Consider the following 24,535-nt stretch of genomic DNA (forward strand, 5'->3'; position numbering starts at 1 on the left):
TTGGTAGAATTTAGGTAACATTATCATTTGATAGGTCTTGTTGACAATACCTGACCTATCTTTTTTTACCCCAAAACGGTCACAATCTTTTATTTCCTCGGCTTCAGCCGCTTTGTCACCCCTTCAGGTCCCAACCTTCAATTCCTGATGCACAGGAACAACACAGCCAATTTCGCCATCTGCGGTTGCTTTTTTCATAACAACATGACTACCAGTTTGACGAACTTGCTCAAATCCCAACCGCTCCAGTGTGCGAATCGCTTCTCTGCTTGAGATCCGTGGTAGCTTAGGCATAGCTGACTTCTATACTGGTCACAAATCTAGGTGATGTATCAGGTAGAGGAAATTCCTCTAAGTAAAGCCGTGTAGCCTCTTTCAAACCGATAATCGCTTGTTCAATAGTCTCACCTTGATCTACAGTGCCAACTTCTGGACATTCAGCTATGTACATATCATCTTCTTTATAAAGAATCACTGTAAAGCTACGAGTCTTCATTGCATTTTACTTCCCAAGGCTTTTTTGTTTAGCATAACATCACCCTTTTCTCACAAAGGTGGTTTTCAAGGTTGCGTTATGCTAAGTTTTGTCCATCAATTCTGATTAACTTACCGCTAACTTACCCCAACCGACATAAGGCAATTTCGTAGCTGTAGAGCGAATTTTATCAGCGTTAGCAACTAACTGACCGCAAGCATCCCAACTACCAGAAACGAACATATTTCTAGAACCTTCACCGATGAAAACTGGGGCTGTAAAGTCACCAATTTGTACTTGTAAGGTTTCTAAATTTATTGTTACCGTTGCTTGGGGATTTGCTGTTACCAGTTCTTGTAATTGTTTGACAGTTGCCCCATCCGCAGTTACACAAGGCACACCAATAGCCACACAATTACCGAAAAATATTTCGGCAAAACTTTCACCAATTAAAGCTTTAATACCCCATTTAGCGATCGCTTGTGGCGCATGTTCCCGCGATGAACCACAGCCAAAGTTACGATTCACAATCAACACATTTGCGCCTTGATATTGGGGCTTATCAAAGGGATGTTCACCTTTTAAAGCTGTGCGGTCATCAATAAACGCATTTTCACCCAAACCATCAAAAGTAATCGCCTTTAAAAAACGGGCAGGAATAATCCGGTCTGTATCAATGTCATTCCCAACTAAAGGTACAGCCTGCCCAGATACTTGTTGAATTTCACTTCCCATAATTTTCTTTGCGCCTTTGCGCCTTTGCGCGAGATAAAAAAGATGTGGTTTGTTAACCCAAATTCCTGAGTGTAAGCTTTTGCCTCCTGCCCCCTGCCTTCTCCTACAGCAAGTCACGCACGTCAGCAACTTCGCCCTTAATAGCCGCAGTCGCCACCATCGCCGGACTCATCAGTAATGTGCGACCAGAGGCGGAACCTTGTCTGCCTTTAAAGTTGCGGTTAGAAGAAGAAGCACTGATTTGTCTACCTTGGAGTTTGTCGGGGTTCATCGCCAGACACATGGAACATCCTGGTTCTCGCCATTCAAAACCTGCGGCTGCAAAGATTTTGTCTAATCCTTCGGCTTCGGCGGCTTGTTTCACTCTTTCGGAACCGGGGACAACAAAGGCTTTGACTCCTTCAGCCACGCGACGACCTTGGGCAATTTTCGCCGCTTCTCGCAAATCGCTGAGTCTACCGTTGGTGCAGCTACCAATAAAGCAGACATCGATTTTTGTGCCTTTGATTGCTTGACCGGGTAATAAATCCATGTAGCGATAAGCTTCTTCGGCAATAAAACGGTCTTCTTCCGCCAGTTCTTCGGGTTTGGGGATGAATTGATTAATGCCGATTCCTTGACCGGGGGTGATTCCCCAAGTAACTGTTGGTGAAATCTCGGCGGCATCGAAGACAACGACATCATCGTATTCGGCATCAGCATCACTCTTGATGGATTCCCACCAAGTTACTGCTTGATCCCAGTCTGCGCCTTTGGGGGCAAAGTCTCTATCTTGGAGATAATCGTAGGTGACTTGATCGGGATTGACGTAACCGCATCTCGCCCCACCTTCTATTGCCATGTTACAGACGGTCATCCGTTCTTCCATGTTCATGGCTGCAAAGGTAGTGCCGGCAAATTCATAGGCGTAACCAACACCACCTTTCACGCCCAAGGTACGGATAATATGCAGAATTACATCTTTGGCGTAGACACCGGGGTTGAGAGTGCCGTTCACTTCTATTTTGCGGACTTTGAGTTTAGCGAGGGCTAGGGTTTGGGAGGCGAGAACATCGCGGACTTGACTTGTCCCAATACCAAAAGCGATCGCACCGAATGCACCATGACTTGATGTATGACTATCTCCACAAGCGATCGTCATTCCTGGCTGGGTTAATCCTAATTCTGGGGCGATGACGTGGACTATACCTTGATTGCCGGAGCCAATATTATAAAAAGTTAAATTATTTTCTTGACAGTTCTGTTCCAGAGCTTGAATCATGGCTTCTGCCACACTGTCAGCAAAAGGACGTGCCTGATTATCCGTAGGTACGATGTGATCTACTGTCGCTACAGTGCGCTGGGGAAACAGTACCTTCAGACCTCGTTCGCGCAACATCGCAAAGGCTTGGGGACTAGTGACTTCATGAATTAGATGCAGGCCGATAAATAGTTGTGTCAGCCCTGAAGGAAGTGTACCAACGGTGTGTAAGTCCCAAACTTTATCAAACAGGGTGCCTTTGCTCATAGGTCAATCGTTATGTAACGAGTCGGAATTTTTATAGTATCAAAAAAGCGTCGGACAATTTTAGATTTTGGATTTTGGATTTTGGATTGATTTCACAGATAAATTCGGAATTTTACCTTGATGGAATCATTGCTTTATCTCTTGCCTTTATGCTGAAGTTTGTGTGTTGACAAATGCTAGACAAGAGTTTGATTGAAATTGGAGAAATTGATGCAAAATCTTTTTGAGGGAATTTTGCTTGACCATTTGAATAGCAAGGTTCACATCTAACCATTCTCGCTGTCTCAGCCCAGCTTCAGGATAATCTTCACTTAGCATTTCAACTAACAGTAAATACATCTGCACTCGGTAGATTTTGCCGCGTTTGCGATATCTGTAACTACCTACGGCATTGACATCTACTTGTCCAATGATACCTGCTTCTTCCCAAGCTTCTTTGGCGGCGGAAGCAGGCGGACTCATACCTTTGGCAATTCCGCCTTTGGGAATTACCCAATTATTGCGATCGCGGGTTGTTATTAGTAAGATTTCGATGGTGCCATTCTGCACTCTATAAGGAATGACCCCCGACTGCTTGAAGATTTTCCTGATTTTCTGATTCATGAACTTTCTGGATGAGCGTCATCATAAAACAAGGCAAGAGGTGATTTCAGCTAAGTCTCATTTTTATACAGCTATTAGGCATCTACTATAAGACAGAAAGCTTTGAGAAGTAAAAAGTAAAAAGTAAAAAGTAAAAAGTCAGAAATCGATACATTTAGGCGTTTACAAATATTTTTCTTGCTTTTAACTTTTAAATTTGAACTTTTGCCTTATTACTTCATGCTGGCTTATGATCTAAACGAATTGCTGCTTCTAAGGCTGCTTTTTCTTTGGCGCGGCGAGCATAAGGTTGCAACTGGGAGCGATCGCAGCCTGTTAAAATACTTAAATCTTCCAAACTCACACCTCGCATTAACATTTCTACACACCATGTTTGTTGTGCTTGAGTAATTTCTGGTGGTTTACCTTGGGGTGTTAACAAGTCTTGAGTCCAAATCTTCCAACGTTGCAGTAATTCTGACTCAGAAAGAGAATTACCTAAATTGTCAATAAACATTGCCGGATGATAATCTTTGCGACTTTTTAGCCATTTAATCAAAGGATTGTTGGTATGAGAACCGTAGTGTTTACCTAAAATCCATTGGTTCACAGGCACTTGGCGGGGTAAAGTTGGGGTAGTGATTTGCAGAATTAGTCCTTGAGTATCGGAAATTTGGTGCGATCGCTGCAAGCTGATTATCTCTGAAACAGATAAACCAGCACCAAATAACAGGTATGCTAAAGCATAATCTTCTATTCCCGATTTTCTGGAGTTTTGCAGAATTTTATGGACTAAAATCCCAGGCAAATCAGCTACTTCTTTGATAATTACAGCTTCTTTGGTTAATTGGGGAGCAGTAGACATTGCTCCATGTAAAAACAACTCCACTAAATTCTCTAAAAAATCATCTCTATCTTCCCATAGTTCATGAAATTCACTTGTAAATTCAATCACCGCATATCCCAAGATCATACCGTTGAGTAAACTGGCTAATTTTTCTGCCGGTAGATAGGTATTTAGGTCTCCCTGTTGGATGACAGTAGCTAAATACTGCGCTACATAGCGGTTAGCTTCTGTTAATCCTCTCCCCAACGCACGGCGATTTTCAGCAGGAAATTGGTCTGCTTCACCCACTACCGACCGCACAAACTCTGGGACTCGTTCTAATGTATGTAAGCTATCACTTGCATAATCTTTCAGGGCTTGATAAACGTTACCTGGAGGAGTAGCCCTCTGGACTAAAGATTCTCCCAAATCCTTAAATGCTGCTGATTCTTCTAATACTGCTAACAGGAGACCATGTTTATTGCCAAAATGGCGAAATAGAGTCACTTCATTGACTCCAGCTTTTTCAGCAATTTGGCGAGTAGTAGTATTACTAACTCCTTGTGTAGTAAATAATTCTAGTGCTGCTTGGATCAGACGCTGACGGGCTGAGATTGATTGAGATGCCATAAGAAATAATGCAAGTGGCACTTGCATAAAAAACCAATAGTTGTTACGATGCCTAATGTAAGTGATACTTGCTTAAGTTCACTGTAACGAACTAGTTTACAGAATGGGGAAATTTCTTGGGGAAGTTTACCCAGATCCCAGCAAATCACTTCATGATCCATCAACGGAAATGTTTATGACTGCAAAATATCTGGCGGTTGCTTCTGAGACAGGAAAATCACCTCGCCTTAGATGGGTGAATGTGGCTTTTTTTGCAACTATTCACGCCTTAGCTCTGTTGGCTCCTTGGTTTTTTTCTTGGTCGGCGCTAGGATTGCTAGTGTTTCTCCATTGGTTATTTGGTAGTATTGGCATCTGCTTAGGATATCATCGACTATTAAGCCATCGGAGTTTCCAAGTACCCAAGTGGTTAGAATATGCGATCGCCATTATCGGAGCCTTAGCACTTCAAGGTGGGCCGATTTTTTGGATTGGTGGACACCGCCAGCACCATGCCCATACAGAAGATATTAACTTAGATCCCTACTCTGCCCAACGGGGGTTTTGGTGGAGTCACATACTATGGATTTTGTATCCCCGCCCAGAGTTTTTTGACTATGAAACTTATAAAAAATATGCCCCAGATTTAGAAAGACAACCTTTCTATCGTTGGCTAGATCGCTACTTCTTATTGTTGCAAATTCCCTTCGGATTATTGTTATATGCTCTAGGCGGCTGGTCTTTCGTAATCTACGGAATGTTTGTGCGAGCAGTATTATTGTGGCACTCCACTTGGTTTGTTAATTCTGCATCACATTTGTGGGGTTATCGCACCTTTGACGCGAATGATGGCGCACGTAACTTGTGGTGGGTATCACTTCTAACTTACGGTGAAGGCTGGCACAACAACCATCATACCTTTCCCCATGTTGCCAAATCTGGATTTCAGTGGTGGGAAATTGACATTACTTGGTGGAGTATTAAAGCTTTAAAAAGTTTGGGTTTAGCCAAAAAAGTCATCTTACCGCCACCGCAAATTGCAAATCAAAGATAAATTAACTCTAAGAATTCAGCACTCAGGAGTCGGAAATCAGAATTTAGAAAAAATTAAACATGATTCCTAAATTGATTTGTCACAATTGTTCTGATTTTGATCAATATTCTGACTCCTAAAGCCTTAAATCATGTCCGGCAAATCAGTTACGAGTCTAAGAATCTGTGCAGAAATATCAAATCCTCGTCCTCTGCACCTCTGCTATCTTAATGAGAAGTCTTTTACCGGACAAAATATCACACCTAAATTATGGCAACTTATAGCTGGCAACCCGGACATTTAATTGTCCTTGACTGGGATTTTTGCTGAATATAAATGCACCTTCTTCCTTCTCACCATCAGATAAAAAATCTATTTGTTGTTCTCCTGTTTCGATGACTTGATCAGCGATTTTTAACTCAGCAATAATCTGTACTGATTCCGCAGTTTCACCACCAGCATTAACTATTTCAAAGGGAACATAAAATTTCCCCTCAATTTCTTTAATTGCTGATTTTTGATTTACCGACAAAATAGGAGGCTGATTTTTTTCATTCAGCCACATATAACCAACTAAGCTAATCACAACTGCCAGAATAGATAAAGCTATTCCAAATGTGATCCATTCAGCTAAAGAGCGTTCCGGTTGTGGTTCTGTTTCCATCATATTGCTAACCTACCCGCCGCGCCGCCAATAGTCGCAGGTAATCCCAAAACTAAAGTATGTTCTAGCCACATCATCCAAGGGTCTGATAAAGTGAGCTTTTGAAAGAAAAATAGCATTGCTCCACTAGCCAGCAAAGATACTAAATAAGATATTGTAGTTTCGCTTAGTGGACGCTGAAAAATTCCTTTTTGCTGTCTACGTTTTTTTTGGTCGGAAAAACCAGCTTGAAAGACAATAGCGTAGGAAATTACTAAAGACGCAGCTATTAATACCCATAACCAAGGCGGAGAAATAGCCGCCGCTAACATAGGAACTTCATCTGTTGGTGCAATATTAAAAGCAATTACAGTTGCACCAATCACAGTTGCGCCTAAGTCAGCTAATGTGGCGTGTAAATTATTTTTATGAGTGGCTGGAGTTGAATTATTTTGATTACCTTCTTGGAGAAATTGGTTAGCTAAAGCTACACCAAGGGTAAATGGTACGCCTTCATATACCACTTTTCCCAATGATTCTTTTAAGGAAGTTGCTGGGGTAATTTCTTGCAATAACCACAACATAAATGCAGCACAAACAAACCCAATCGCCATTGCTTCTACAGTGTCTATTGCAGCTTCATCTAGTCGCCAAGTATTTCGGCGTTTCCGAAATCCCTCTGTATAGTTGAGTAAAAAAACTACAATAAACATTAAGGCGATCGCTATTGCAATTAATCTTGGTTTTGCTAATGAGCCAATCCACCATACTTCCATTGTATATATTAGTGGAATGCCAAATAAAAAACCTCCACAAATTCCCCGGACAATATCATTTATTTCCTGCTTCCAGGAATTTTTGTACTGCTTTTTTCTCACTACTAATAAGTACCTAATTATTTGGTTGTCAGATTTATATGTGTTGTCATATTTCTCATAAACTAGAGATTCTCCGCATCTATCTGAGGTTACGCTAAATCAATTTCACACCTTCATGATTGAGTAACCAACGCTTGCGTTCTAAACCTCCTGCATAACCAGTCAGCGCAGCATTCGCACCGACAACTCGATGACAGGGAAGCACAAGTGCAATGGGATTAAGTGAATTCGCCATTCCAACAGCGCGATAGGCTGTCGGTTTACCAATTCTCGCGGCTAACTCAGCATAAGCAATAGTTGTACCCCAAGGAATTGTTCGCAATGCAAGCCACACTTGCTGCTGAAACACAGTCCCACCAGTGTTGAGGGAAATATTGTTTAAACTGGTGCGATCGCCTGCAAAATAAGCTTGAATTTTATTACTAATACCTTGGGGATTTTTTATATATTCAAAATTAAAGCTTTCATAACGCTTTTGCAACAAATTCAGCATTCTTGATTCATAATCTGCAAAGTCCAAAGCGCAGAGTTTTTCACCATCAGTCACAATTAAAATTTGGCCGATTTCTGAATTGATTTTGTCAATGAATAATTTCATATTGTGATAGAAAAATTAAATATTCAAATATTTAAGACAATTGCTGAAGGACTAATTACACCATTAGCATTTCCTGAGATTCAAGTATCAGTTAAACAGCTTTTGGGATAAATTTTGGTCACTATCCTGTTGAAAAAATCAGAAAAAGAAATGTTTGTAATGATTTAGGATTACTTATATATGATAGTATTAATTAATGAAAAAGCTATTATTTATCTGTAGTCAAAATAAATTGCGGAGTCCTACGGCTGAGGTAGTATTTGCAGAATATGAAGGACTAGAAACCGACTCAGCAGGATTAGACCATTACGCTGAAATTCCCGTTTCTACAGAAGCAATTGAATGGGCTGATATTATTTTTGTTATGGAACAGTCCCATAAACGCAAATTGACCAAAAACTTTCAACATTTTCTTAAAAATAAGAAAATCATCTGTTTAGATATCCCAGATGATTTTGAATATATGGAACCAGCTTTAATTGAGATATTAAAGAAAAAAGTACTTCCCCTTTTAGGAACCTATTAAATTAAGACGTTTAATATCATGTCAATTACTTCCCAGAACAGTAGCTATTAATTTCAGTGACTATTGCACCTTCTTCACTCCCACTCTTTTTTAAAGATGCTAAAGAAGCATTTGCGGCTTTGAGATTTTTCTTATCAACAGCAGCAGCCGTATCACGTAAACCTTTACTGGTATCCTGATATAACTTGATAAATCGTCCTTGAAAGCCTTGTAATTTTTCATCTTTAATTTCTAATGCTTTCATTTCATTAGCATAAGTATCAATTTTACCTGCAACTTCTGTTAATGCTTTAGAACCTTTTTCTCGTTGTGGATTTTTGCTAAATTCTTGACTTAAAGTTACTGCTTGATTAGCAACTTTGATAATTTTATTGCATTGAGCTACTTTGCTTTCGCCGCAACCTGTGAATGTAACTGCGATCGCTGCTGTGGAGGAAAGTATAAGAGTTCTTTTAACAATACTTTGCATTTTTTTGGGTTCTCCTAAATATATCTTAATTATCAGACAATAGGCAGATAAAGCAAATCAGTCACAGCAAACATACTTTTGAAAGCTATGAGTTTTAAATAATAATTTAACTTTTGCGTCTAACTTACTTTTCGCCCTGCTAAGTTATACTGCATGTTTTTGAATATGCGTATTAAAGGTTATTAATTTAACAAAACTTAAAGTTATACCTCTCGGTTGAGCAAAATCACAGGCGATCGCTTAACTATAGAAAGCTTGTAATTAGTCATTTGTCAGAATTAATAGCTAAATTGTCAGATAGTTTTGGATGTATTCTGGTTTAGTTAATAAAAATTGATGTAACCCTTAATTAATTGAGATGATTTGTGGTTTCAAGAAATCTTTGTTATGAGAACACAAATGAGTGTATTGAAGATTATAAATATTTCGTTTTCTTTGTATAGATTTTTCATGAAAATTAAATACTTGAATCAGTAGAAAAAACGCTGAATTTTATAATCCAGGTACTTGCAAACTCTGCATTGCAATTCTTGGCTGATATGAGCATTAGAAAAATTTACACAATACAACTACCAAAAGATAGATTTATGAACTTGTGACTACAAATTGATATTTCATGAGGAGCAAAATGGAGCTTTTGTCTGGAGCGAAAGTACAGGAATCTTTGACTTAGATACTCTCACAGATCCCAGTTTAGGATGGAACTTTTATTCTGCGATCGCCATTAATAATAAAGGACAAATTCTAGCCCAAGGTGATAACGGTAAGAGCTACGGTTATGTCGTACTAACTCCCAGAAATGCGGAACCTGTACCAGAACCAATCACAATGGGGGGTACATTCTTAGCAGGAGTGGGTTTAGCTGATTTGCGTCGTCAACCTCGGTTGCGTTCTTCTCAAGTTACAGAATCATAACGCTAAGAATAGGTTTGGGGTATGAGACAAGACTTTTACTCATACCCGGAAATTTTCTATATCTTCCACGCATATCTTCATTTCAGACAAGCAGTAGATAAAACAAACTAGTACAATAAGGCGTAAATAAACAGACCATAAGAAATTGCTAAAAGGCTTGTGGTATCATTATTCTTTCTTTTTCCTTTTGCTTTTTGCCTTGTTGTACTAGTCACAGCTTGAGTATTTCTTACTGATTTTTTCATCAAAAAAATATTTTAAGCTGAAAAATCTCAGTTAAACTACTGTTAGTATATGTATCAGTAGTTATTTCAATGAGATTTAACTGGCTAAAAAAATTATTGAGTGTTTCAACTTTAGGTTTCTCAGTCTGGGGGATATTCTTGATATCAGCTTCATCAGTGCAGTCTCAAAACAGCAATGAAGCGGTTTCTTTTAGGTCGTATAATTTGAGCGATCGCTATATTCGCCACAAAAATTTCGTAGGTTATATAGAGCCAATTGGTGATGAACTCGGAAGAAAAGATGCAACCTTTAAAATAGTTCCAGGATTAGCAAATAACAAATGTAGCTCATTTGAATCTGTTAACTTTCCAGGTCACTTCTTAAGACACGAAAATTTCCAGATCAAGTTGTCCAGGAGAATCAATCAGCAGTTATTTAGAGAAGATGCTACCTTTTGCATTAAGAATAGACTATTTGGTGATAATCCTCATAGTAGTTCATTTGAATCTCTAAACTTTCCCGCACACTATATCCGTCACAAAAATTTTGAGTTGTGGTTAGAACCATCAGATGGTAGTGATTTATTCAGACAGGATGCAACTTTTATTATCACTAATCCGCTCTATCGGTAAGTTATTCATTGCATTAAACATCTCCAACAATTAATGCTGATGATTGACGCAGAAAAAACAAGGTTTAGAGAGAAGGTTAAGGGGTATAGATTTTCTCTAAAACCCTTACACCCAGTCTCTACAGCAATGACGTAGCGTAAATTATTTAAGCTGTTTTACTGAAGATTATGTCCCATCAATTAGCTGATTACTTAATAAAATTACCCCAAAATATAAAATTGCTTATCCAAGGCGTATTCATTAATATTTTTACTCTTACTGTTAGTTCGATATTATTAACCAACATTTCTATAAATCAAGGACAAGCATCATGTACAGCCCCTTATGGCAATCTAGACTTTGAGCAACAACCACATCCCTCATCTTATTGGGAAACTGAAGGACGTGCAGGTTTTGATGTTAATAAAGGATATAGTTTTAGTGGTAAAAATAATGCCTGGATGCGGAATGTTTCAGATTGGAATGGCATTCGTCAGCAAGTACGTCTTCAGCCCAATTCTAACTATATATTAGAAGCTTATGTGCGGACATCACCCAATGTCACAGATGGATATTTTGGAGTGCGTGATACTGAACAGAAAGTTTGGTCTGAACTCAAGTTTGGCAATTTACCACAATATACAAAGCTAACGTTACAGTTCCGTACGGGGAATACTACCACTCATAACATTTTTACTGGTTTCTGGGCTTTAGGACAAGATAGCTGGGTACAGGTTGATCACTATTCTTTAAAAGGCCCTAGTCCCAACTGTCCTATTGAATAAAAACTGGTAGTATCTTGGTGCTGTTCTGTGGGTTTTAATCACGAATTATGTAAAATGCACAAAGTAAAAAATATGGAGAGATAGAAAATGGCATTAACTGGGGTCAGGATTGTGTTGGTAGAACCAGCTGGCCCAATTAATGTGGGTGCGATCGCTCGTGTGATGAAAAATTTTGGTTTGTACAACCTCATATTAGTTAACCCCCAATGTGACCCGCGATCGCCAGAAGCGATGAAAATGGCTGTCCATGCCAAGGATATTTTAGAATCTGCCCAAGAGGTAGCAACTTTACCAGAGGCTTTGCAAGGATGTGTCAGAGCGATCGCCACTACTGCGCGTGTGCGTGATTCGGGAACACCGTTAGAAACACCCCGTACCGCCTTACCTTGGTTACTCGAAGAACCAGACAAACCCTCGGCGTTGATTTTTGGTAGAGAAGACCGGGGATTAAGTAATGAAGAATTAAATTATGCCCAGCGATTTATCCGCATTCCCACCAGTGAGGTATATCCCTCATTAAATTTAGCCACGGCTGTCGGGATTTGTTGTTATGAACTGGCGCAACAGGTAGAAATCGCCCAACCGCAGATCAGTCAACCAACAGAATTAGCGCCTTTTGAACTGGTAGAAGCCTACTACCAACAATTAGAATCGCTACTGTTAGATATTGGTTATCTCTATCCCCATACAGCCGCGAGTCGGATGGAGAAATTTCGTCAACTATATAATCGCGCCCGACTGACAACTAATGAAGTCGCAATGTTGCGGGGAATTTTTCGGCAAGTAGAGTGGGTGCTAAACAATCGTAATGATGATGAAAACTTATGATGTATCGATTAATATGTACGGAATCTCCCTCAAAATAGATAATATGGCTTAAACTAAACACACTACTGAGTAGTCAAAGTTGATTTCAGCATCAAGCTGTATAAACAGTCAGTTTTAGGCCGGAAGTCTGCAAGAAAAAATTCGAGTGAGTCACAAGGAGTACCAGTGACAGAATCAAGTGACAAACTAAGAGCTTTCTCGCGGCGACAACCCGTAAATGGCCGCCCGCGATCGCGCAAAGCTCCAAAAACACAACCAAAAAAAGCAAAAGTTCCCCAGCCACAGCAACGTCCTGTGAGCAGAGAACAGATGCTGGCATCAGGCGCGATCGCAATGGGCGGAGTTCCCCGGCCAAGACAAGGGCTAGTAATGCCAACGGCTGTCAAACCCATCCCCAGAAAACCCGCTTATGTTCCACCCCCGTACCCCAACACTGTTAAGGTAAAAACAGTGCGGGTACAAAAGCCGCCACAGCCCAAAGGAACTAAAAGAGTGTCAAAAAAGACACGGCTCAAGCCAATGGCGAGAACGATGTTATATATCCTGCGATTGTTAATTGTGGGAGTCGGTATGGGTGCGATCGTTGGTACAGTGTTATCAGCTCTCGACCCAGCTACTCGCATCAATTCCAACTCGCCCGTGTCATCAAATACTAATAATTCTGGTCAAGTCCAGCCACAAAGCACTCCTAATCCTGTAGCGCCAACTTCCGGTTTATACCTGTCCCAAGAAATTACTCCACTCAAAAATGCTGTGCAGAATTTGGCAGCTACTACCCCAGACCTGACACCAGGTATTTTCTTAGTTGATTTAGATAATGGTGGCTATGTAGATATTAATGCTTCCGTTGGTTTTCCAGCCGCCAGCACCATTAAAGTTCCAATTTTGGTAGCGTTTTTTCAAGATGTTGATGCAGGCAAAATCCGCCTTGATGAAATGTTAACCATGCAGCAAGATATGGTGGCTGGTGGTTCGGGGAATTTCCAATTTAAACCTGTTGGCACACAATATAGTGCGTTGGAAGTTGCCACCAAAATGATTACCATCAGCGACAACACAGCCACAAATATGCTGATTGCGCGACTGGGAGGCATAGACGCATTAAATCAACGTTTTCGCAGTTGGGGATTAACCACAACAGTAATTAAAAATAAATTGCCAGATTTACAAGGCACAAACATCACCAGTCCCAGAGAACTGGGCAACTTGATGGCAATGGTGAATCAAGGTAACTTTGTGAGTCTGCGATCGCGCGATATTATGTTGGATATTATGCGTCGTACCGAAAGAGATAATCTCCTACCTTCTGGTTTAGGTGCAGGTGCCAGAATTTACCACAAAACAGGCGATATTGGCACAATGCTGGCAGATACGGGTTTAGTAGATATTCCCAATGGTAAGCGTTACATCATTTCCTTGATGGTCAAACGCCCCAACAATGACCCCCGTGCCGAAAAACTCATTAGTTCCATTTCTCGGACTACTTACGAAAACCTCAGTCAAAGTAGTCCAGCAAATACAATTAATACTAATATACCCACCACTACTTATCCATCCCCAGCCATTAGTTCTCCCGTACCTAATACTACTGGTGTGATGCCCATGAGTGGTTATCAATCACCTATAATGAATCCTACTATTCCTAATAACGTACCAATGACTGGCTATCAATCACCAGCCATTAACCCTCAGTATTATCCCCCAAGATAAATTTGTAACTTGGCATTTTTCATGACATCTACCACACCCACAATTCAGTTTTTTGCAGGCATTTTTGAAGAACTCAGCAATGTGAGTTTGCGACGTGGCAAAGTTTCTGGCAACCGCATTGTCGCTATGACTTTTAATCAATTACAAGCTTTAGAAGGCTTTAATAGTTTTACGAAACCATCTTTAAATTCCTTACTGTTAACTGATGAAGAAGGTGAAATTAGCGTAACTCCTTCTTCAACTCGATTTATTTTTGGTGGTGATGAGGGTGATGAATTACAACGGGTAGAATGCCAATTTGAGATTGAACAAGATGATCATTGGGAACGCTTTATGCGTTTTATGCACCGTTACGCTGAGGCTAATGGGATGGAGTATGGTAGTTCTAATTGAGACAAGGTAGATAGGGGAGACACGGGAGACACGGGAGAGATATAGGTTTTTAAATTATTTAGGATTGATAAATCAAAGTTGATTTCACCCCATAAGTTTATTTATTTTTTTAAAAGCAATAAAAAACAAATTGGATAATTATTGACTCAAAAAAACTTTTATCTCCCTTGTCTCCCTTATCCCCCTTGTCTCCCTTGTCCTCTTTGTCTCCCTTCCCTTATCCTGTCATTCAATCGACACCTAACTGATTAAATCAGTACGAGGTTTAAAGGTTTCAATTTGTCGAATTTTTTCGTAAAGTTCTTTTTCTTCAGGGCTAATATTTTTGGGTGTAACTATCTGAATTTCTACCAATTGATCGCCGCGTTTGCCGTTATCGGTGGGGTAGCCTTTATTTGCCAGGCGGAATCTTTGACCAGACCTAACTCCGGGTGGGATGGTCATTTTTACGGGGCCGTCGAGGGTCGGTGCTTCGACAGATCCACCAAGAACTGCTTCGCTAGGAGTGACTGGTACTTGACAGGAAATGTTTGCGCCTTCTAGTTTAAATAAAGGATGTGGCTCGACGGTAATTTTGAGGTATAAATCGCCACCACCAATTCCTTGATTTTTCAGCCGAATACTTTGACCCGTTACCATCGCTGGAGGCATTGTCACTTCTAGCGATCGCCCATCTTCTAAACGAATGCGTTCGTTACCACCTTGATAAGCCTTTTCTAATGGTAAGGTTAATCGCGCTTCAATATCTCGCCGTGCTGGTTTTGGTGGGTTTTTCGGAACTGTGTATTGAACTTTGCTATTCGGCGAACGAAACGGATCGGTTTTAGCCGTATTGCCATTTCTGGTGTCTTGGCGACTACCAACACCGACGACTTGATTGATAAAGTCTTCAAAATTAGCAAATTGGCTGGGGTCTACTTGATTACCGTTGGTGCGATCGCCTGGTTTTTCTCCCCAAGCTTTGGCTTTGGGCGGCTGTTTGTTACCTGCAAAGCCTTTTTGCTTCCAATAGCGGCTAAACTGGTCGTATTGCGCCCTTTTAGCAGTGTCAGAAAGCACTTCGTAAGCTTCATTCACATCTTTAAATTTTTCTTCGGCTGCCTTATTCCCTGGATTCAAATCAGGGTGATATTGTCTAGCTAATCGCCGATAATTCTTTTTAATTTCTTCATTAGAGGCATCTTTAGGTACTCCCAAAATCTCGTAGTAATCGCGGAAATTCTGCAAATTTTGCATAGTCAGTTATTTAAATTTAGATTTTAGATTTTAGAGGTTGGTAATAATTTTTAAGTAACTAGTAATACTATTTACCAATTACTTAATACTTATCACCAATGACTAAATCCGTATTTTGAATCAAGTTTCTCAATCAAGTAAAGAAGGGGGAGTACTACAACCAATCATCTTCATCATCCCAATTATCTTGATAACTGGGGCGAGATGGGCGGCGTGTGGGGCGGCTGTCGTAGGCGGAAGAACGGCTATCTCTATCTCGTCCGTAATCTCTGCCATAATCTCGGCTGTAATCTCTACCATTATCCCTACCGTAATCGCGGCTGTTGTAGGAATCGCGATCGCGGTAGCTATCGCGGTAGTAATCTGGTTCGCGATCGCGTTCTTTGTCGCCGCCGCCTGTGAAGATTTCTTTAATTGTGCCTAACAAGTCGTCGTCTTCGTCTTCAGCGTAATATTGACGGACTTCTCGGTTGAGTTCATAAAGGGCATCTTGTAAATCGGCGTAGGCTTGATCAATACCGCGATCGTCATTGGCTTGTAAACTTTCTTTCAGTTCGCGGCAAATATTATCAATCCGTTGACGACGACTGCGGGCAAATTGCATCCCAAATTCTAGGGCGACTTCTCGCAGTTGGCGTTCGGATTGTAAAATCAATGCTTCTGCACGGGTGCGTTTTTCGACACGTTCTTTGCGTTCCCGGTCAACATCAGCGTATTTCTGCGCGTCCTGAATCATCCGATTAATTTCCGATTCAGTCAAGGTAGAAGCGCCTTGAATGGTAATGCTTTGTTCTCTGCCTGTCGTTCGGTCTAAAGCTGTTACCTGTAAAATCCCGTTGGCATCAATATCAAATGATACCTGGACTTGGGGAATGCCTCGCGGTGCTGGGGGAATGCCATACAACTTGAACCGTCCCAGAGATTTGTTATCTCCTGCCATATCCCTTTCACCTTGGACTACGTGAATTTCCACGGTGTTTTGGTTATTCTCGGAAGTGGAGAAGATATCAGAACGGCGAACGGGGATGGTTGTATTGCGGGGGATGAGTTTTTTCATCACACCGCCAATGGTTTCCAGTCCCAAAGATAAAGGTGTGACATCCAATAACAGCAAATCCTTGAGTTCCCCAGCCAAGATACCTGCTTGAATGGCTGCACCCACAGCGACGACTTCATCAGGGTTAACGTTTTCGTTGGGTTCAATGCCAATTAAATCGCGGACTAATTGTTTCACCATTGGCATTCGCGTCGAACCGCCCACCAACACAACTTCTTCGATGTCTTCTGGCCTAAGTCCTGCGTCTTTTAATGCCCGTTTGACTGGAGTGCGGACACGTCCTAGCAAATCACTACACAAAGCTTCAAATTGAGAACGAGTCAGGCGGGTTTCGATGTGTTTTGGCCCGTCCTCTGTAGCGGTGATGAAGGGTAGGTTAATATCGGTAACGCTCACCGCCGATAATTCGATTTTAGCTTTTTCGGCAGCTTCCATTAACCTTTGTAGAGCTTGGCGATCGCGTCTTAAGTCTACACCTTCCGTCTCTAAAAATTGTTCTGCTAACCAATCAACTATCTTTTTATCAAAGTCATTACCCCCCAGTTGTGTATCACCACTGGTTGATTTAACTTCAAATACCCCATCGCCAACATCTAAAATCGATACGTCAAAAGTCCCACCACCCAAGTCAAATACCAAGATGGTTTCAGTATCACCCCGATCTAAACCATAAGCTAAAGAAGCGGCGGTGGGTTCATTGAGAATCCGCAACACTTCCAAACCAGCAATTCTGCCCGCATCGCGGGTGGCTTGTCGCTGAGAATCGTTAAAATAAGCCGGAACTGTCAAAACTGCCCCAGTAACAGGTTCACCTAAATAACGGCTGGCATCATCAGCTAATTTTTTCAGTACCATTGCCGAAATTTCTTCGGGGGCAAAATCTTTACTCAACCGGGGACAAGCAATTTTAATATTGCCGATGTCGTCTTTGCGGATGGTGTACGGCACACGTTTCGATTCGGGATTCAGTTCGCCATACTTGCGCCCAATAAAGCGTTTAACTGCAAAAAAAGTATTTTGCGGGTTGAGGACGGTTTGCCGTCTTGCCATTTGCCCAACCACTCTCTCGCCATCTTTGCTGAAACCAACTACGGAGGGTGTTGTTCGCATTCCTTCTGCATTGGCAATCACCACCGGCTTGCCACCCTCCATCACGGCGACTACTGAGTTGGTTGTACCCAAGTCGATGCCGACTACCTTGCCCATGCGTTACTCTTCTCCTAGTGCGTCTTATATCTATTAATTTATTATGATTGTCCAAGACTACCAATAGCAGTAAGCTATTAGTGGAAAACACCTCAATGGTATAATAATCAATTGAGGCAAAAGCTGAATAAATTTAAGGTTAAAGAGCTAGTTGCAAGACTAGGATAGCATTCACGACGCTAAGTATGTCCCAGCATCGGGAAATCTCCATAGTGGAAAAACTCTACTTTATCAGTGCTTTAAGTTGGGAAATCCACACTTCTGTAATTGATTTTTGGCAGAACTACTAATTATTGGTGGGTTAACTTCATACTTTATCCTGAATACTTCCGTTGAATTTACAAGAGCAATTACAAATCCATCTCTCTGAAATTGCAAGAGAACGTGATCCTTTCTTGGCAACAGCAGGACATTTCTTTGTCCAAGAATATATTCGTCAACAATTTTCCCAATGGGGAAGTGTGGAAATCCACACCTTTAAAGTGAATGGGAAAAGCTGTAAGAACCTGATTTTAAATTTATCTGCTGACGGGAAGCACAAAGATTTGCCCCCGATTTTGATGGGGGCGCACTATGATGCTGTGCCAGGAACCCCAGGGGCGGATGATAATGCGACAGGGGTGGCGGTGTTATTAGAATTAGCCAGGAAATTTGCCGCACAACCAGCTAAATATCCCTTGCGATTAGTAGCATTTGATATGGAAGAATATGGTTTGCTCGGTAGTGCGGAATATGCAGCTTTATTGCATCAACAACAGCAACCACTCCGGTTAATGATTTCTTTGGAAATGCTGGGTTATTGCGTTTCTACTCCAGGTTCCCAAAGTTACCCTAGTCCGTTGGAGAAATTTTACCCAAATCAAGGTGATTTTATTGCTTTAATCGGCAATTTGCGGACAATCCGTGATTTAATCAGCCTCAGCCGAAGTATTCGCAAAGTAGGTGTAGCTAGTCAGTGGTTGCCAGTACCCAACCGAGGCTTAATTGTACGTCAAACCAGACTTAGTGATCATGCACCATTTTGGGATTTGGGCTATCCCGCAATTATGGTGACAGATACGGCATTTTTACGGAATCCCCATTATCACAAATCTAGTGATAATATTGCTTCCTTAGATTTAGATTTTCTCACTGGTGTTTGCCAAGGTTTAGAACAGGGAATTAGACGGTTAAATTAGTTGTCATGATTGCAATGCGAGATTTCGTTTGATTGCGATCGCCTTTAGCCCAATAGAATATAGCTGATTTCTGCGTATATGAATTTAATTAATTTTGAATTTATTTTGATTTTTATTCTGCCAAAACTAATAGATGCAACTTTAATTAGTTTAGTTATCGGGACTATCGTTGGTGGAATTGTTGGGTTAATTATGGGCAAAATTACCCACCGAAGGAAAGATATCCTGATACCTGCGATGTTGGGTTCTTTTCTCGGTATGATGCTGCTGGCAATGATTCCTATTTTTGCCAGTCCAGCGACTTACACAGGAGGCCCTTATGGTGGACTGTCGATATTTTTGCATTTCATTGTCGTCGCACCAATAGGTTCGATTATCGGTAGTGTGGTGGGTGGAATTTGTGGACTCAAGCTTTCTTCTCAACTCAAGCCTCGTTTTACGCTGATTGGATTAATTTTCACCTACAGTGTGATGGCAATTTCAATGTATGTGACCTTAGCACCTCCGTCTTTTCAATTTGTCAAATCTAATGGACAAGAGGAAAACTTTCTCCCCAACATTGGCAAGATCATCGGCTATGAACAAAAATTTGGCTCATCATATAACGGCATCCGTTGTATGGCATTTACCCGTGATGGCAACAAATTAGTGATTGCTAATTCTGATGAACTGAGAGTTTGGCAAATAGATTCTGGTAAATTACTTCACACATTCCCAGGCCCATACAACGGTAACACAACTCTCAATGATCTTACAGAAGCGATCGCTATTACTCCCGATGGCAAAACTTTAGTTACAGCTGCACTAGGGCAAATACAAATCCGAGATTTGGAAACAGGTAAAATTCTCCACAGGCTACAAGGTTCTAATTTTGTCAAGTTGACTCCTGATGGTAAAACCCTAATTGGTTTCTATAAGACAGAGGAACCTAGATTAGATGTGGGAGTTTGGGAACTTAGCACTGGCAAATTATTACGTACTATGCCTGTCAACATCAGTACTCTGCGGTCAAGCTATCCTGTGGATATTACTGCTGATGGTAAAACTATTGTCGTTGCCAACAGTTCCTACAGTAACCAAATAGAAATTTGGGATATTAATACAGGTAAGCGTCTACAATCTTTTGGTGATAATCAAGGCAAAGGAGTCACTACACTAACTGTTACACCTGATGGTAAAACCCTGATTACCGCCCAGAACAATAATCTGCAAATCTGGGATATGAACACGAAAAAAGTCGTAAAAACTATTCCCAACATCGGAACAGTCAACACCTTGCTAGTCACACCAGATAGTCAAACATTGATTAGTCAGAGTGAAAATATACAGATTCCCCCTGCACAAAGTAAAGATGGCTTATATATTTGGCAAGTTAGCACAGGCAAAGAATTATTTAGTTGGAAAACACTTCCTAAATTTTCTTTAACTGAAGTAGCACTGAGTTCTGATGGTAAAACTCTAGCTGCTAGTGATTATGAAGGTGTGCGGCTGTGGCGTTTGGCTTTAAATCGTTGAGCTATAGTTGGTCAATCTACAAGTTTATTTCTTGATTTTATCTTTCAATACACTACATTTTCTTGCAGCGATCGCGCTGCATTTGATTGTGTCGTAATCAAGTCTTCAATATTATGTTTGATTGTGTTAAAAGTAGCAAAATAAACCTTAAGGAATAAAGAATGAATGGGGCATCATTATCGGCTGCAAGTTGGGAGTTTTGGATTGATAGAGGTGGAACTTTCACTGATATTGTGGCAAAACGTCCTGATGACCAGTTAATAATTCACAAGCTACTTTCAGAAAATCCTGAACAATATACAGATGCAGCAGTCCAAGGAATTCGAGAAATTCTAGGACTTGCTGCTGATGCGCCAATCCCAGCCGATCGCATTGCGGCAATTAAAATGGGAACAACTGTGGCTACAAATGCTTTATTAGAAAGAAAAGGCGATCGCACTGTTTTAGTGATTACTCAAGGATTTCGGGATGCCCTACGCATCGGTTATCAAAACCGTCCCGATATTTTTGCCCGTCAAATAATTTTGCCAGAAATGCTCTATGAAAGAGTAATTGAAGTAGAGGAACGTTACAGCGCCCAAGGTGAAGAATTAATCCTGTTAAATCTGGATGCTGTTCGCCCACAATTACAAGCAGCATACAATGATGGTATTCGCTGTTGTGCGATCGCGTTTATGCACGGCTACCGCTACACCACCCATGAACAACAAGTTGCATCTTTAGCCAATAGTATTGGATTTACACAAATTTCCATCTCTCACCAAGTCAGCCCTTTAATGAAATTAGTCAGTCGGGGTGATACAACGGTTGTCGATGCTTATTTATCCCCCATTTTGCGGCGATATGTTGATCAAGTCTCCCATCAATTGTCATCAGCTACCCACAAAGGACAAACAACTAAATTAATGTTCATGCAATCCAACGGCGGACTAGCGGATGCAGAGAACTTCCAAGGCAAAGACAGTATTTTATCTGGCCCGGCTGGTGGGATAGTTGGGGCAGTCCAAACAAGCCAGATGGCTGGATTTGACAAGATTATCAGCTTTGATATGGGCGGTACATCTACAGATGTGGCGCACTACAACGGCGAGTATGAACGCACCTTTGAAACCGAAGTGGCGGGAGTGCGTCTGCGAACACCGATGATGGCAATTCATACCGTTGCGGCTGGCGGTGGTTCGATTGTGCAGTTTGATGGTTCGCGGTATCGGGTGGGGCCGGAATCGGCGGGGGCAAATCCTGGCCCGGCAGCATATTCTAAAGGCGGGCCGTTGACGGTGACTGATTGCAATGTGATGGTGGGCAAGTTGCAACCAGAGTTTTTTCCCAAAGTATTCGGGGCGAATGGAAATTTACCTTTAAATGTAGAGGTGGTAAGGCAGAAGTTTCAGCAATTGGCGGCGGAAATTGGAGATGGCAGAACACCGGAAGAAGTCGCTACAGGATTTTTGGCGATCGCAGTTGATAAAATGGCGAATGCCATCAAAAAAATCTCCCTCCAGCGTGGTTATGATGTGTCGGAGTATACTTTGTGTTGTTTTGGTGGCGCTGGTGGGCAACACGCTTGTTTAATTGCCGATGCTTTGGGGATGCAGCAGGTATTTATCCATCCTTATGCGGGGGTATTGTCTGCTTATGGTATGGGTTTGGCAGATGTACGGGTCATCCGCGAGAAGTCGGTGGAAGCGGTTTTGAGTGAGGGTTTGTTGGAGGAGTTGGAGTTAGAGTTTGTGGGGTTGGTGGCGGAGGCGGTAGGGGAAACGAACCGCCAAGGCGCAGAGGGCGCGGAGGGAGGAGAGACTACATCTTTACACCCTGACACCCTTACACCCTCTTTAGAGATTTATCGCAAGGTGCATCTCAAATATGAGGGTACTGATGCACCGTTGATTGTGGATTTTGCAGATGTGGCGATGATGCAGTGTCAGTTTGAGGAGTTGCATCGTCAGCGTTACGGGTTTATTGCGGCTGAGAAGCAGTTGATTGTGGAAGCGGTGGCGGTTGAGGTGGTGGAGAAGCATGATGCGCCGGAGGAAGCTGTAATTACACGTAGAGATAATAAAGAGCCTGTAGCAGTAGCAACTATACAAATGTACACTGCTGGGTTATGGCAAACTACGCCAGTGTATCAACGCCAAGATTTACAGCCAGGAGATTGTATCGCAGGGCCTGCCATTATTGTAGAGGCGACGGGTACAAATGTGATTGAACCCCATTGGCAAGCTGAGTTAACTGCACGCAATCATCTTGCGTTGTCTACTGTTGGGGTTGCACAAAACAAAGAACAAATGACAAATGACAGAGGACAAAAACCAGATCCTGTGATGTTGGAGATTTTCAATAATCTGTTTCGCGCGATCGCCGAACAAATGGGTATAACCTTACAAAATACTAGTTCCTCTGTCAACATCAAAGAACGGCTAGATTTCTCCTGTGCAATTTTTGATGGTGCTGGACAATTAGTTGCAAATGCTCCACACATCCCCGTTCATTTGGGTTCCATGAGTGAAAGTGTGCAAGCTTTAATTGCTAACTATGGCGAAACCATCAAACCCGGTGATGTTTTTGTTTCCAATAACCCCTACAACGGCGGTACTCACTTACCAGATATTACCGTTATCACCCCCGTCTTCCCCCACTCTCGGTTGGTGAGCGGACTTGTACTGAGCGCAGCCGAAGCAGTCGAACCACGCCCATTATTCTACGTCGCCTCACGGGGACATCATGCAGATATCGGCGGTATTACTCCTGGTTCAATGCCGCCAAATAGTACAAATGTAATTGAAGAAGGCATATTAATCGATAATTTCCAGTTAGTTGCAGCAGGTAAATTCCGTGAACCTGAATTAGTTAGTTTACTCACCAGTGAACCTTACCCCGCACGCAATATTCCCCAAAATTTAGCAGATTTAAAAGCCCAAATTGCCGCCAATGAACGTGGTGTACAAGAACTGTTAAAAATGGTAGACCACTACGGCTTAGAAACTGTCCAAGCCTACATGAATTTTGTGCAGGATAATGCTGAAGAATCTGTAAGACGTGTGATTGAAGTTTTAAAAGATGGTAGTTTTAGCTATGCCTTAGATGATGGCAGCGTGATTCAAGTTGCAATTACAATTAATCAAGAAAACCACAGTGCTAAAATTGACTTTACAGGTACTTCTAGCCAACAGTTAACTAATAACTTTAATGCCCCAGCCGCAGTTTGCAAAGCGGCAGTTTTATATGTTTTCCGCACATTAGTTAATGATGATATTCCGTTAAATGCTGGATGTCTCAAACCTTTAGAAATTCACATTCCTGAAGGTTGTATGTTAAATCCTGCTTACCCGGCGGCGGTGGTGGCGGGAAATGTGGAAACTTCCCAAGCGATTACCGATGCTTTATATGGTGCGTTGGGTGTTCTTGCTGCTTCTCAAGGAACGATGAATAATTTTACTTTTGGGAATGAGCGTTATCAATATTATGAAACTATCTGCGGTGGTTCCGGTGCAGGTAGAGATTTTGATGGCACAGATGCAGTTCACACCCACATGACTAATTCCCGTCTTACAGATCCCGAAGTATTAGAATGGCGCTTCCCAATTGTGTTAGAAAATTTCGCTATTCGGGAAAATAGCGGTGGTCAAGGATATCATCATGGAGGAAATGGTGTGATTCGTCGCTTGCGTTTTCTAGAACCAATGACCGCAGCAATTTTGTCAAATTATCGCATAGTTGCGCCTTTTGGTTTATGTGGTGGCGCAAGCGGTGAAGTCGGACGAAATTATGTTGCACGGTGTGATGGAACTGTTGAGGATTTAGGTAGTAAAGCTGTGGTGGAAATGAATATTAATGATGTGTTTGTGATTGAGACTCCTGGCGGTGGTGGTTATGGTTTTACTGATCATCAGTAATTTTTTATAAAGTAAACATAAACATTCTCTTGTGGGATGGGCTTCTAGCCCGTCCGGTGCGGGCAGGATGCCCACACCACAAGAATCATATTTCTGAAC

23 protein-coding genes are annotated in these 24,535 nt (G+C 41.6%); 11 read left to right on the forward strand and 12 right to left on the reverse strand.

Annotated features, from left to right (window positions below; all coding sequences use genetic code 11):
- Window positions 1–123: 123 nt before the first annotated feature.
- The 6 genes from H6G75_RS10270 to H6G75_RS10295 all read right to left on the reverse strand — a co-directional run bounded on the left by H6G75_RS10270 (window position 124) and on the right by H6G75_RS10295 (window position 4,755).
- Complete coding sequence (locus tag H6G75_RS10270) at window positions 124–294, reverse strand: type II toxin-antitoxin system HicA family toxin (protein ID WP_190979844.1); 171 nt, start codon at window positions 292–294, stop codon at window positions 124–126.
- Window positions 287–496, reverse strand: a complete 210-nt coding sequence (locus H6G75_RS10275; RefSeq protein ID WP_190979845.1) for a type II toxin-antitoxin system HicB family antitoxin — start codon at window positions 494–496, stop codon at window positions 287–289. The genes H6G75_RS10270 and H6G75_RS10275 overlap by 8 nt, the downstream gene beginning before the upstream one ends.
- A 105-nt stretch (window positions 497–601) precedes the next feature.
- Window positions 602–1,210 carry a 3-isopropylmalate dehydratase small subunit gene (leuD, locus tag H6G75_RS10280; RefSeq protein WP_190979846.1) on the reverse strand — a complete coding sequence of 203 codons (609 nt, stop codon included), beginning with the start codon at window positions 1,208–1,210 and terminating at the stop codon, window positions 602–604.
- Window positions 1,211–1,313: 103 nt separating this feature from the next.
- Window positions 1,314–2,717: a 3-isopropylmalate dehydratase large subunit gene (gene leuC / locus H6G75_RS10285; RefSeq protein WP_190979847.1), complete on the reverse strand. Its 1,404-nt coding sequence runs from the start codon at window positions 2,715–2,717 to the stop codon at window positions 1,314–1,316.
- A gap of 147 nt (window positions 2,718–2,864) precedes the next feature.
- Window positions 2,865–3,320, reverse strand: a complete 456-nt coding sequence (locus tag H6G75_RS10290) for an NUDIX hydrolase (RefSeq protein WP_190979848.1) — start codon at window positions 3,318–3,320, stop codon at window positions 2,865–2,867.
- A gap of 217 nt (window positions 3,321–3,537) precedes the next feature.
- Window positions 3,538–4,755: a TetR family transcriptional regulator gene (locus H6G75_RS10295; protein ID WP_190979849.1), complete on the reverse strand. Its 1,218-nt coding sequence runs from the start codon at window positions 4,753–4,755 to the stop codon at window positions 3,538–3,540.
- Between the two features lie 175 nt (window positions 4,756–4,930).
- On the opposite strand from H6G75_RS10295, the gene H6G75_RS10300 reads away from it, so the two are divergent.
- A complete protein-coding gene (locus tag H6G75_RS10300) occupies window positions 4,931–5,788 on the forward strand; it encodes an acyl-CoA desaturase (protein ID WP_190979979.1) in 858 nt (285 codons plus the stop codon).
- A gap of 247 nt (window positions 5,789–6,035) precedes the next feature.
- Here H6G75_RS10300 and H6G75_RS10305 read toward each other — a convergent pair whose 3' ends face one another.
- The 3 genes from H6G75_RS10305 to H6G75_RS10315 all read right to left on the reverse strand — a co-directional run bounded on the left by H6G75_RS10305 (window position 6,036) and on the right by H6G75_RS10315 (window position 7,886).
- Window positions 6,036–6,434, reverse strand: a complete 399-nt coding sequence (locus H6G75_RS10305) for a TIGR02588 family protein (protein ID WP_190979850.1) — start codon at window positions 6,432–6,434, stop codon at window positions 6,036–6,038.
- Complete coding sequence (locus tag H6G75_RS10310; RefSeq protein ID WP_190979851.1) at window positions 6,431–7,288, reverse strand: TIGR02587 family membrane protein; 858 nt, start codon at window positions 7,286–7,288, stop codon at window positions 6,431–6,433. Before H6G75_RS10310 ends, H6G75_RS10305 begins: the two co-directional genes overlap by 4 nt.
- 94 nt (window positions 7,289–7,382) lie before the next feature.
- Window positions 7,383–7,886 carry a methylated-DNA--[protein]-cysteine S-methyltransferase gene (locus H6G75_RS10315; protein WP_190979852.1) on the reverse strand — a complete coding sequence of 168 codons (504 nt, stop codon included), beginning with the start codon at window positions 7,884–7,886 and terminating at the stop codon, window positions 7,383–7,385.
- A gap of 196 nt (window positions 7,887–8,082) precedes the next feature.
- Here H6G75_RS10315 and H6G75_RS10320 point away from each other — a divergent pair, with 196 nt between their 5' ends.
- The gene (locus tag H6G75_RS10320) at window positions 8,083–8,412 is read left to right on the forward strand and encodes a low molecular weight protein tyrosine phosphatase family protein (RefSeq protein ID WP_190979853.1); all 330 of its coding nucleotides are present in this window, start codon (window positions 8,083–8,085) and stop codon (window positions 8,410–8,412) included.
- Window positions 8,413–8,437: 25 nt separating this feature from the next.
- Here the strand turns inward: H6G75_RS10320 and H6G75_RS10325 are convergent, their stop codons facing one another.
- On the reverse strand, window positions 8,438–8,881 hold the full coding sequence (locus H6G75_RS10325) for a hypothetical protein (protein ID WP_190979854.1): 444 nt from the start codon (window positions 8,879–8,881) through the stop codon (window positions 8,438–8,440).
- Window positions 8,882–9,487: 606 nt separating this feature from the next.
- On the opposite strand from H6G75_RS10325, the gene H6G75_RS10330 reads away from it, so the two are divergent.
- The 6 genes from H6G75_RS10330 to psb28 all read left to right on the forward strand — a co-directional run bounded on the left by H6G75_RS10330 (window position 9,488) and on the right by psb28 (window position 14,348).
- A complete protein-coding gene (locus tag H6G75_RS10330; RefSeq protein WP_190979855.1) occupies window positions 9,488–9,796 on the forward strand; it encodes a PEP-CTERM sorting domain-containing protein in 309 nt (102 codons plus the stop codon).
- Between the two features lie 314 nt (window positions 9,797–10,110).
- Window positions 10,111–10,653, forward strand: a complete 543-nt coding sequence (locus tag H6G75_RS10335; protein ID WP_190979856.1) for an AbfB domain-containing protein — start codon at window positions 10,111–10,113, stop codon at window positions 10,651–10,653.
- 167 nt (window positions 10,654–10,820) lie between these two features.
- On the forward strand, window positions 10,821–11,417 hold the full coding sequence (locus tag H6G75_RS10340; protein ID WP_242051502.1) for a hypothetical protein: 597 nt from the start codon (window positions 10,821–10,823) through the stop codon (window positions 11,415–11,417).
- An 87-nt stretch (window positions 11,418–11,504) separates the two neighbouring features.
- Window positions 11,505–12,245 carry an RNA methyltransferase gene (locus tag H6G75_RS10345; RefSeq protein WP_190979857.1) on the forward strand — a complete coding sequence of 247 codons (741 nt, stop codon included), beginning with the start codon at window positions 11,505–11,507 and terminating at the stop codon, window positions 12,243–12,245.
- Between the two features lie 165 nt (window positions 12,246–12,410).
- Window positions 12,411–13,955 carry a serine hydrolase gene (locus H6G75_RS10350; RefSeq protein WP_190979858.1) on the forward strand — a complete coding sequence of 515 codons (1,545 nt, stop codon included), beginning with the start codon at window positions 12,411–12,413 and terminating at the stop codon, window positions 13,953–13,955.
- 21 nt (window positions 13,956–13,976) lie between these two features.
- The gene (psb28, locus tag H6G75_RS10355; RefSeq protein WP_190969797.1) at window positions 13,977–14,348 is read left to right on the forward strand and encodes a photosystem II reaction center protein Psb28; all 372 of its coding nucleotides are present in this window, start codon (window positions 13,977–13,979) and stop codon (window positions 14,346–14,348) included.
- 240 nt (window positions 14,349–14,588) lie between these two features.
- Here the strand turns inward: psb28 and H6G75_RS10360 are convergent, their stop codons facing one another.
- Window positions 14,589–15,584, reverse strand: coding sequence for a DnaJ C-terminal domain-containing protein (locus H6G75_RS10360; RefSeq protein WP_190979859.1), 996 nt, complete (start codon window positions 15,582–15,584; stop codon window positions 14,589–14,591).
- A gap of 154 nt (window positions 15,585–15,738) precedes the next feature.
- Complete coding sequence (dnaK, locus tag H6G75_RS10365; protein WP_190979860.1) at window positions 15,739–17,847, reverse strand: molecular chaperone DnaK; 2,109 nt, start codon at window positions 17,845–17,847, stop codon at window positions 15,739–15,741.
- A 332-nt stretch (window positions 17,848–18,179) separates the two neighbouring features.
- Between dnaK and H6G75_RS10370 the strand changes: the two genes are divergently transcribed.
- From H6G75_RS10370 to H6G75_RS10380, 3 genes are all read left to right on the forward strand, one after another.
- The gene (locus H6G75_RS10370; protein WP_190979861.1) at window positions 18,180–19,025 is read left to right on the forward strand and encodes a M28 family peptidase; all 846 of its coding nucleotides are present in this window, start codon (window positions 18,180–18,182) and stop codon (window positions 19,023–19,025) included.
- Window positions 19,026–19,103: 78 nt separating this feature from the next.
- A complete protein-coding gene (locus tag H6G75_RS10375; protein ID WP_190979862.1) occupies window positions 19,104–20,540 on the forward strand; it encodes a hypothetical protein in 1,437 nt (478 codons plus the stop codon).
- A gap of 161 nt (window positions 20,541–20,701) precedes the next feature.
- Window positions 20,702–24,436, forward strand: coding sequence for a hydantoinase B/oxoprolinase family protein (locus H6G75_RS10380; protein ID WP_190979863.1), 3,735 nt, complete (start codon window positions 20,702–20,704; stop codon window positions 24,434–24,436).
- Window positions 24,437–24,535: the final 99 nt, after the last annotated feature.

Source organism: Nostoc sp. FACHB-280 (assembly GCF_014697615.1).
In the GTDB taxonomy this organism is placed as follows: domain Bacteria; phylum Cyanobacteriota; class Cyanobacteriia; order Cyanobacteriales; family Nostocaceae; genus Nostoc_B.

Bases quoted from the DNA above. Each gene is read 5' to 3' on its own strand.
- H6G75_RS10270 (WP_190979844.1), bottom strand. From the start codon at position 294: ATGCCTAAGCTACCACGGATCTCAAGCAGAGAAGCGATTCGCACACTG.
- H6G75_RS10275 (WP_190979845.1), bottom strand. From the start codon at position 496: ATGAAGACTCGTAGCTTTACAGTGATTCTTTATAAAGAAGATGATATG.
- leuD (WP_190979846.1), bottom strand. From the start codon at position 1,210: ATGGGAAGTGAAATTCAACAAGTATCTGGGCAGGCTGTACCTTTAGTT.
- leuC (WP_190979847.1), bottom strand. From the start codon at position 2,717: ATGAGCAAAGGCACCCTGTTTGATAAAGTTTGGGACTTACACACCGTT.
- H6G75_RS10290 (WP_190979848.1), bottom strand. From the start codon at position 3,320: ATGAATCAGAAAATCAGGAAAATCTTCAAGCAGTCGGGGGTCATTCCT.
- H6G75_RS10295 (WP_190979849.1), bottom strand. From the start codon at position 4,755: ATGGCATCTCAATCAATCTCAGCCCGTCAGCGTCTGATCCAAGCAGCA.
- H6G75_RS10300 (WP_190979979.1), top strand. From the start codon at position 4,931: ATGACTGCAAAATATCTGGCGGTTGCTTCTGAGACAGGAAAATCACCT.
- H6G75_RS10305 (WP_190979850.1), bottom strand. From the start codon at position 6,434: ATGATGGAAACAGAACCACAACCGGAACGCTCTTTAGCTGAATGGATC.
- H6G75_RS10315 (WP_190979852.1), bottom strand. From the start codon at position 7,886: ATGAAATTATTCATTGACAAAATCAATTCAGAAATCGGCCAAATTTTA.
- H6G75_RS10320 (WP_190979853.1), top strand. From the start codon at position 8,083: ATGAAAAAGCTATTATTTATCTGTAGTCAAAATAAATTGCGGAGTCCT.
- H6G75_RS10325 (WP_190979854.1), bottom strand. From the start codon at position 8,881: ATGCAAAGTATTGTTAAAAGAACTCTTATACTTTCCTCCACAGCAGCG.
- H6G75_RS10335 (WP_190979856.1), top strand. From the start codon at position 10,111: ATGAGATTTAACTGGCTAAAAAAATTATTGAGTGTTTCAACTTTAGGT.
- H6G75_RS10340 (WP_242051502.1), top strand. From the start codon at position 10,821: ATGTCCCATCAATTAGCTGATTACTTAATAAAATTACCCCAAAATATA.
- H6G75_RS10345 (WP_190979857.1), top strand. From the start codon at position 11,505: ATGGCATTAACTGGGGTCAGGATTGTGTTGGTAGAACCAGCTGGCCCA.
- psb28 (WP_190969797.1), top strand. From the start codon at position 13,977: ATGACATCTACCACACCCACAATTCAGTTTTTTGCAGGCATTTTTGAA.
- H6G75_RS10360 (WP_190979859.1), bottom strand. From the start codon at position 15,584: ATGCAAAATTTGCAGAATTTCCGCGATTACTACGAGATTTTGGGAGTA.
- dnaK (WP_190979860.1), bottom strand. From the start codon at position 17,847: ATGGGCAAGGTAGTCGGCATCGACTTGGGTACAACCAACTCAGTAGTC.
- H6G75_RS10375 (WP_190979862.1), top strand. From the start codon at position 19,104: ATGAATTTAATTAATTTTGAATTTATTTTGATTTTTATTCTGCCAAAA.
- H6G75_RS10380 (WP_190979863.1), top strand. From the start codon at position 20,702: ATGAATGGGGCATCATTATCGGCTGCAAGTTGGGAGTTTTGGATTGAT.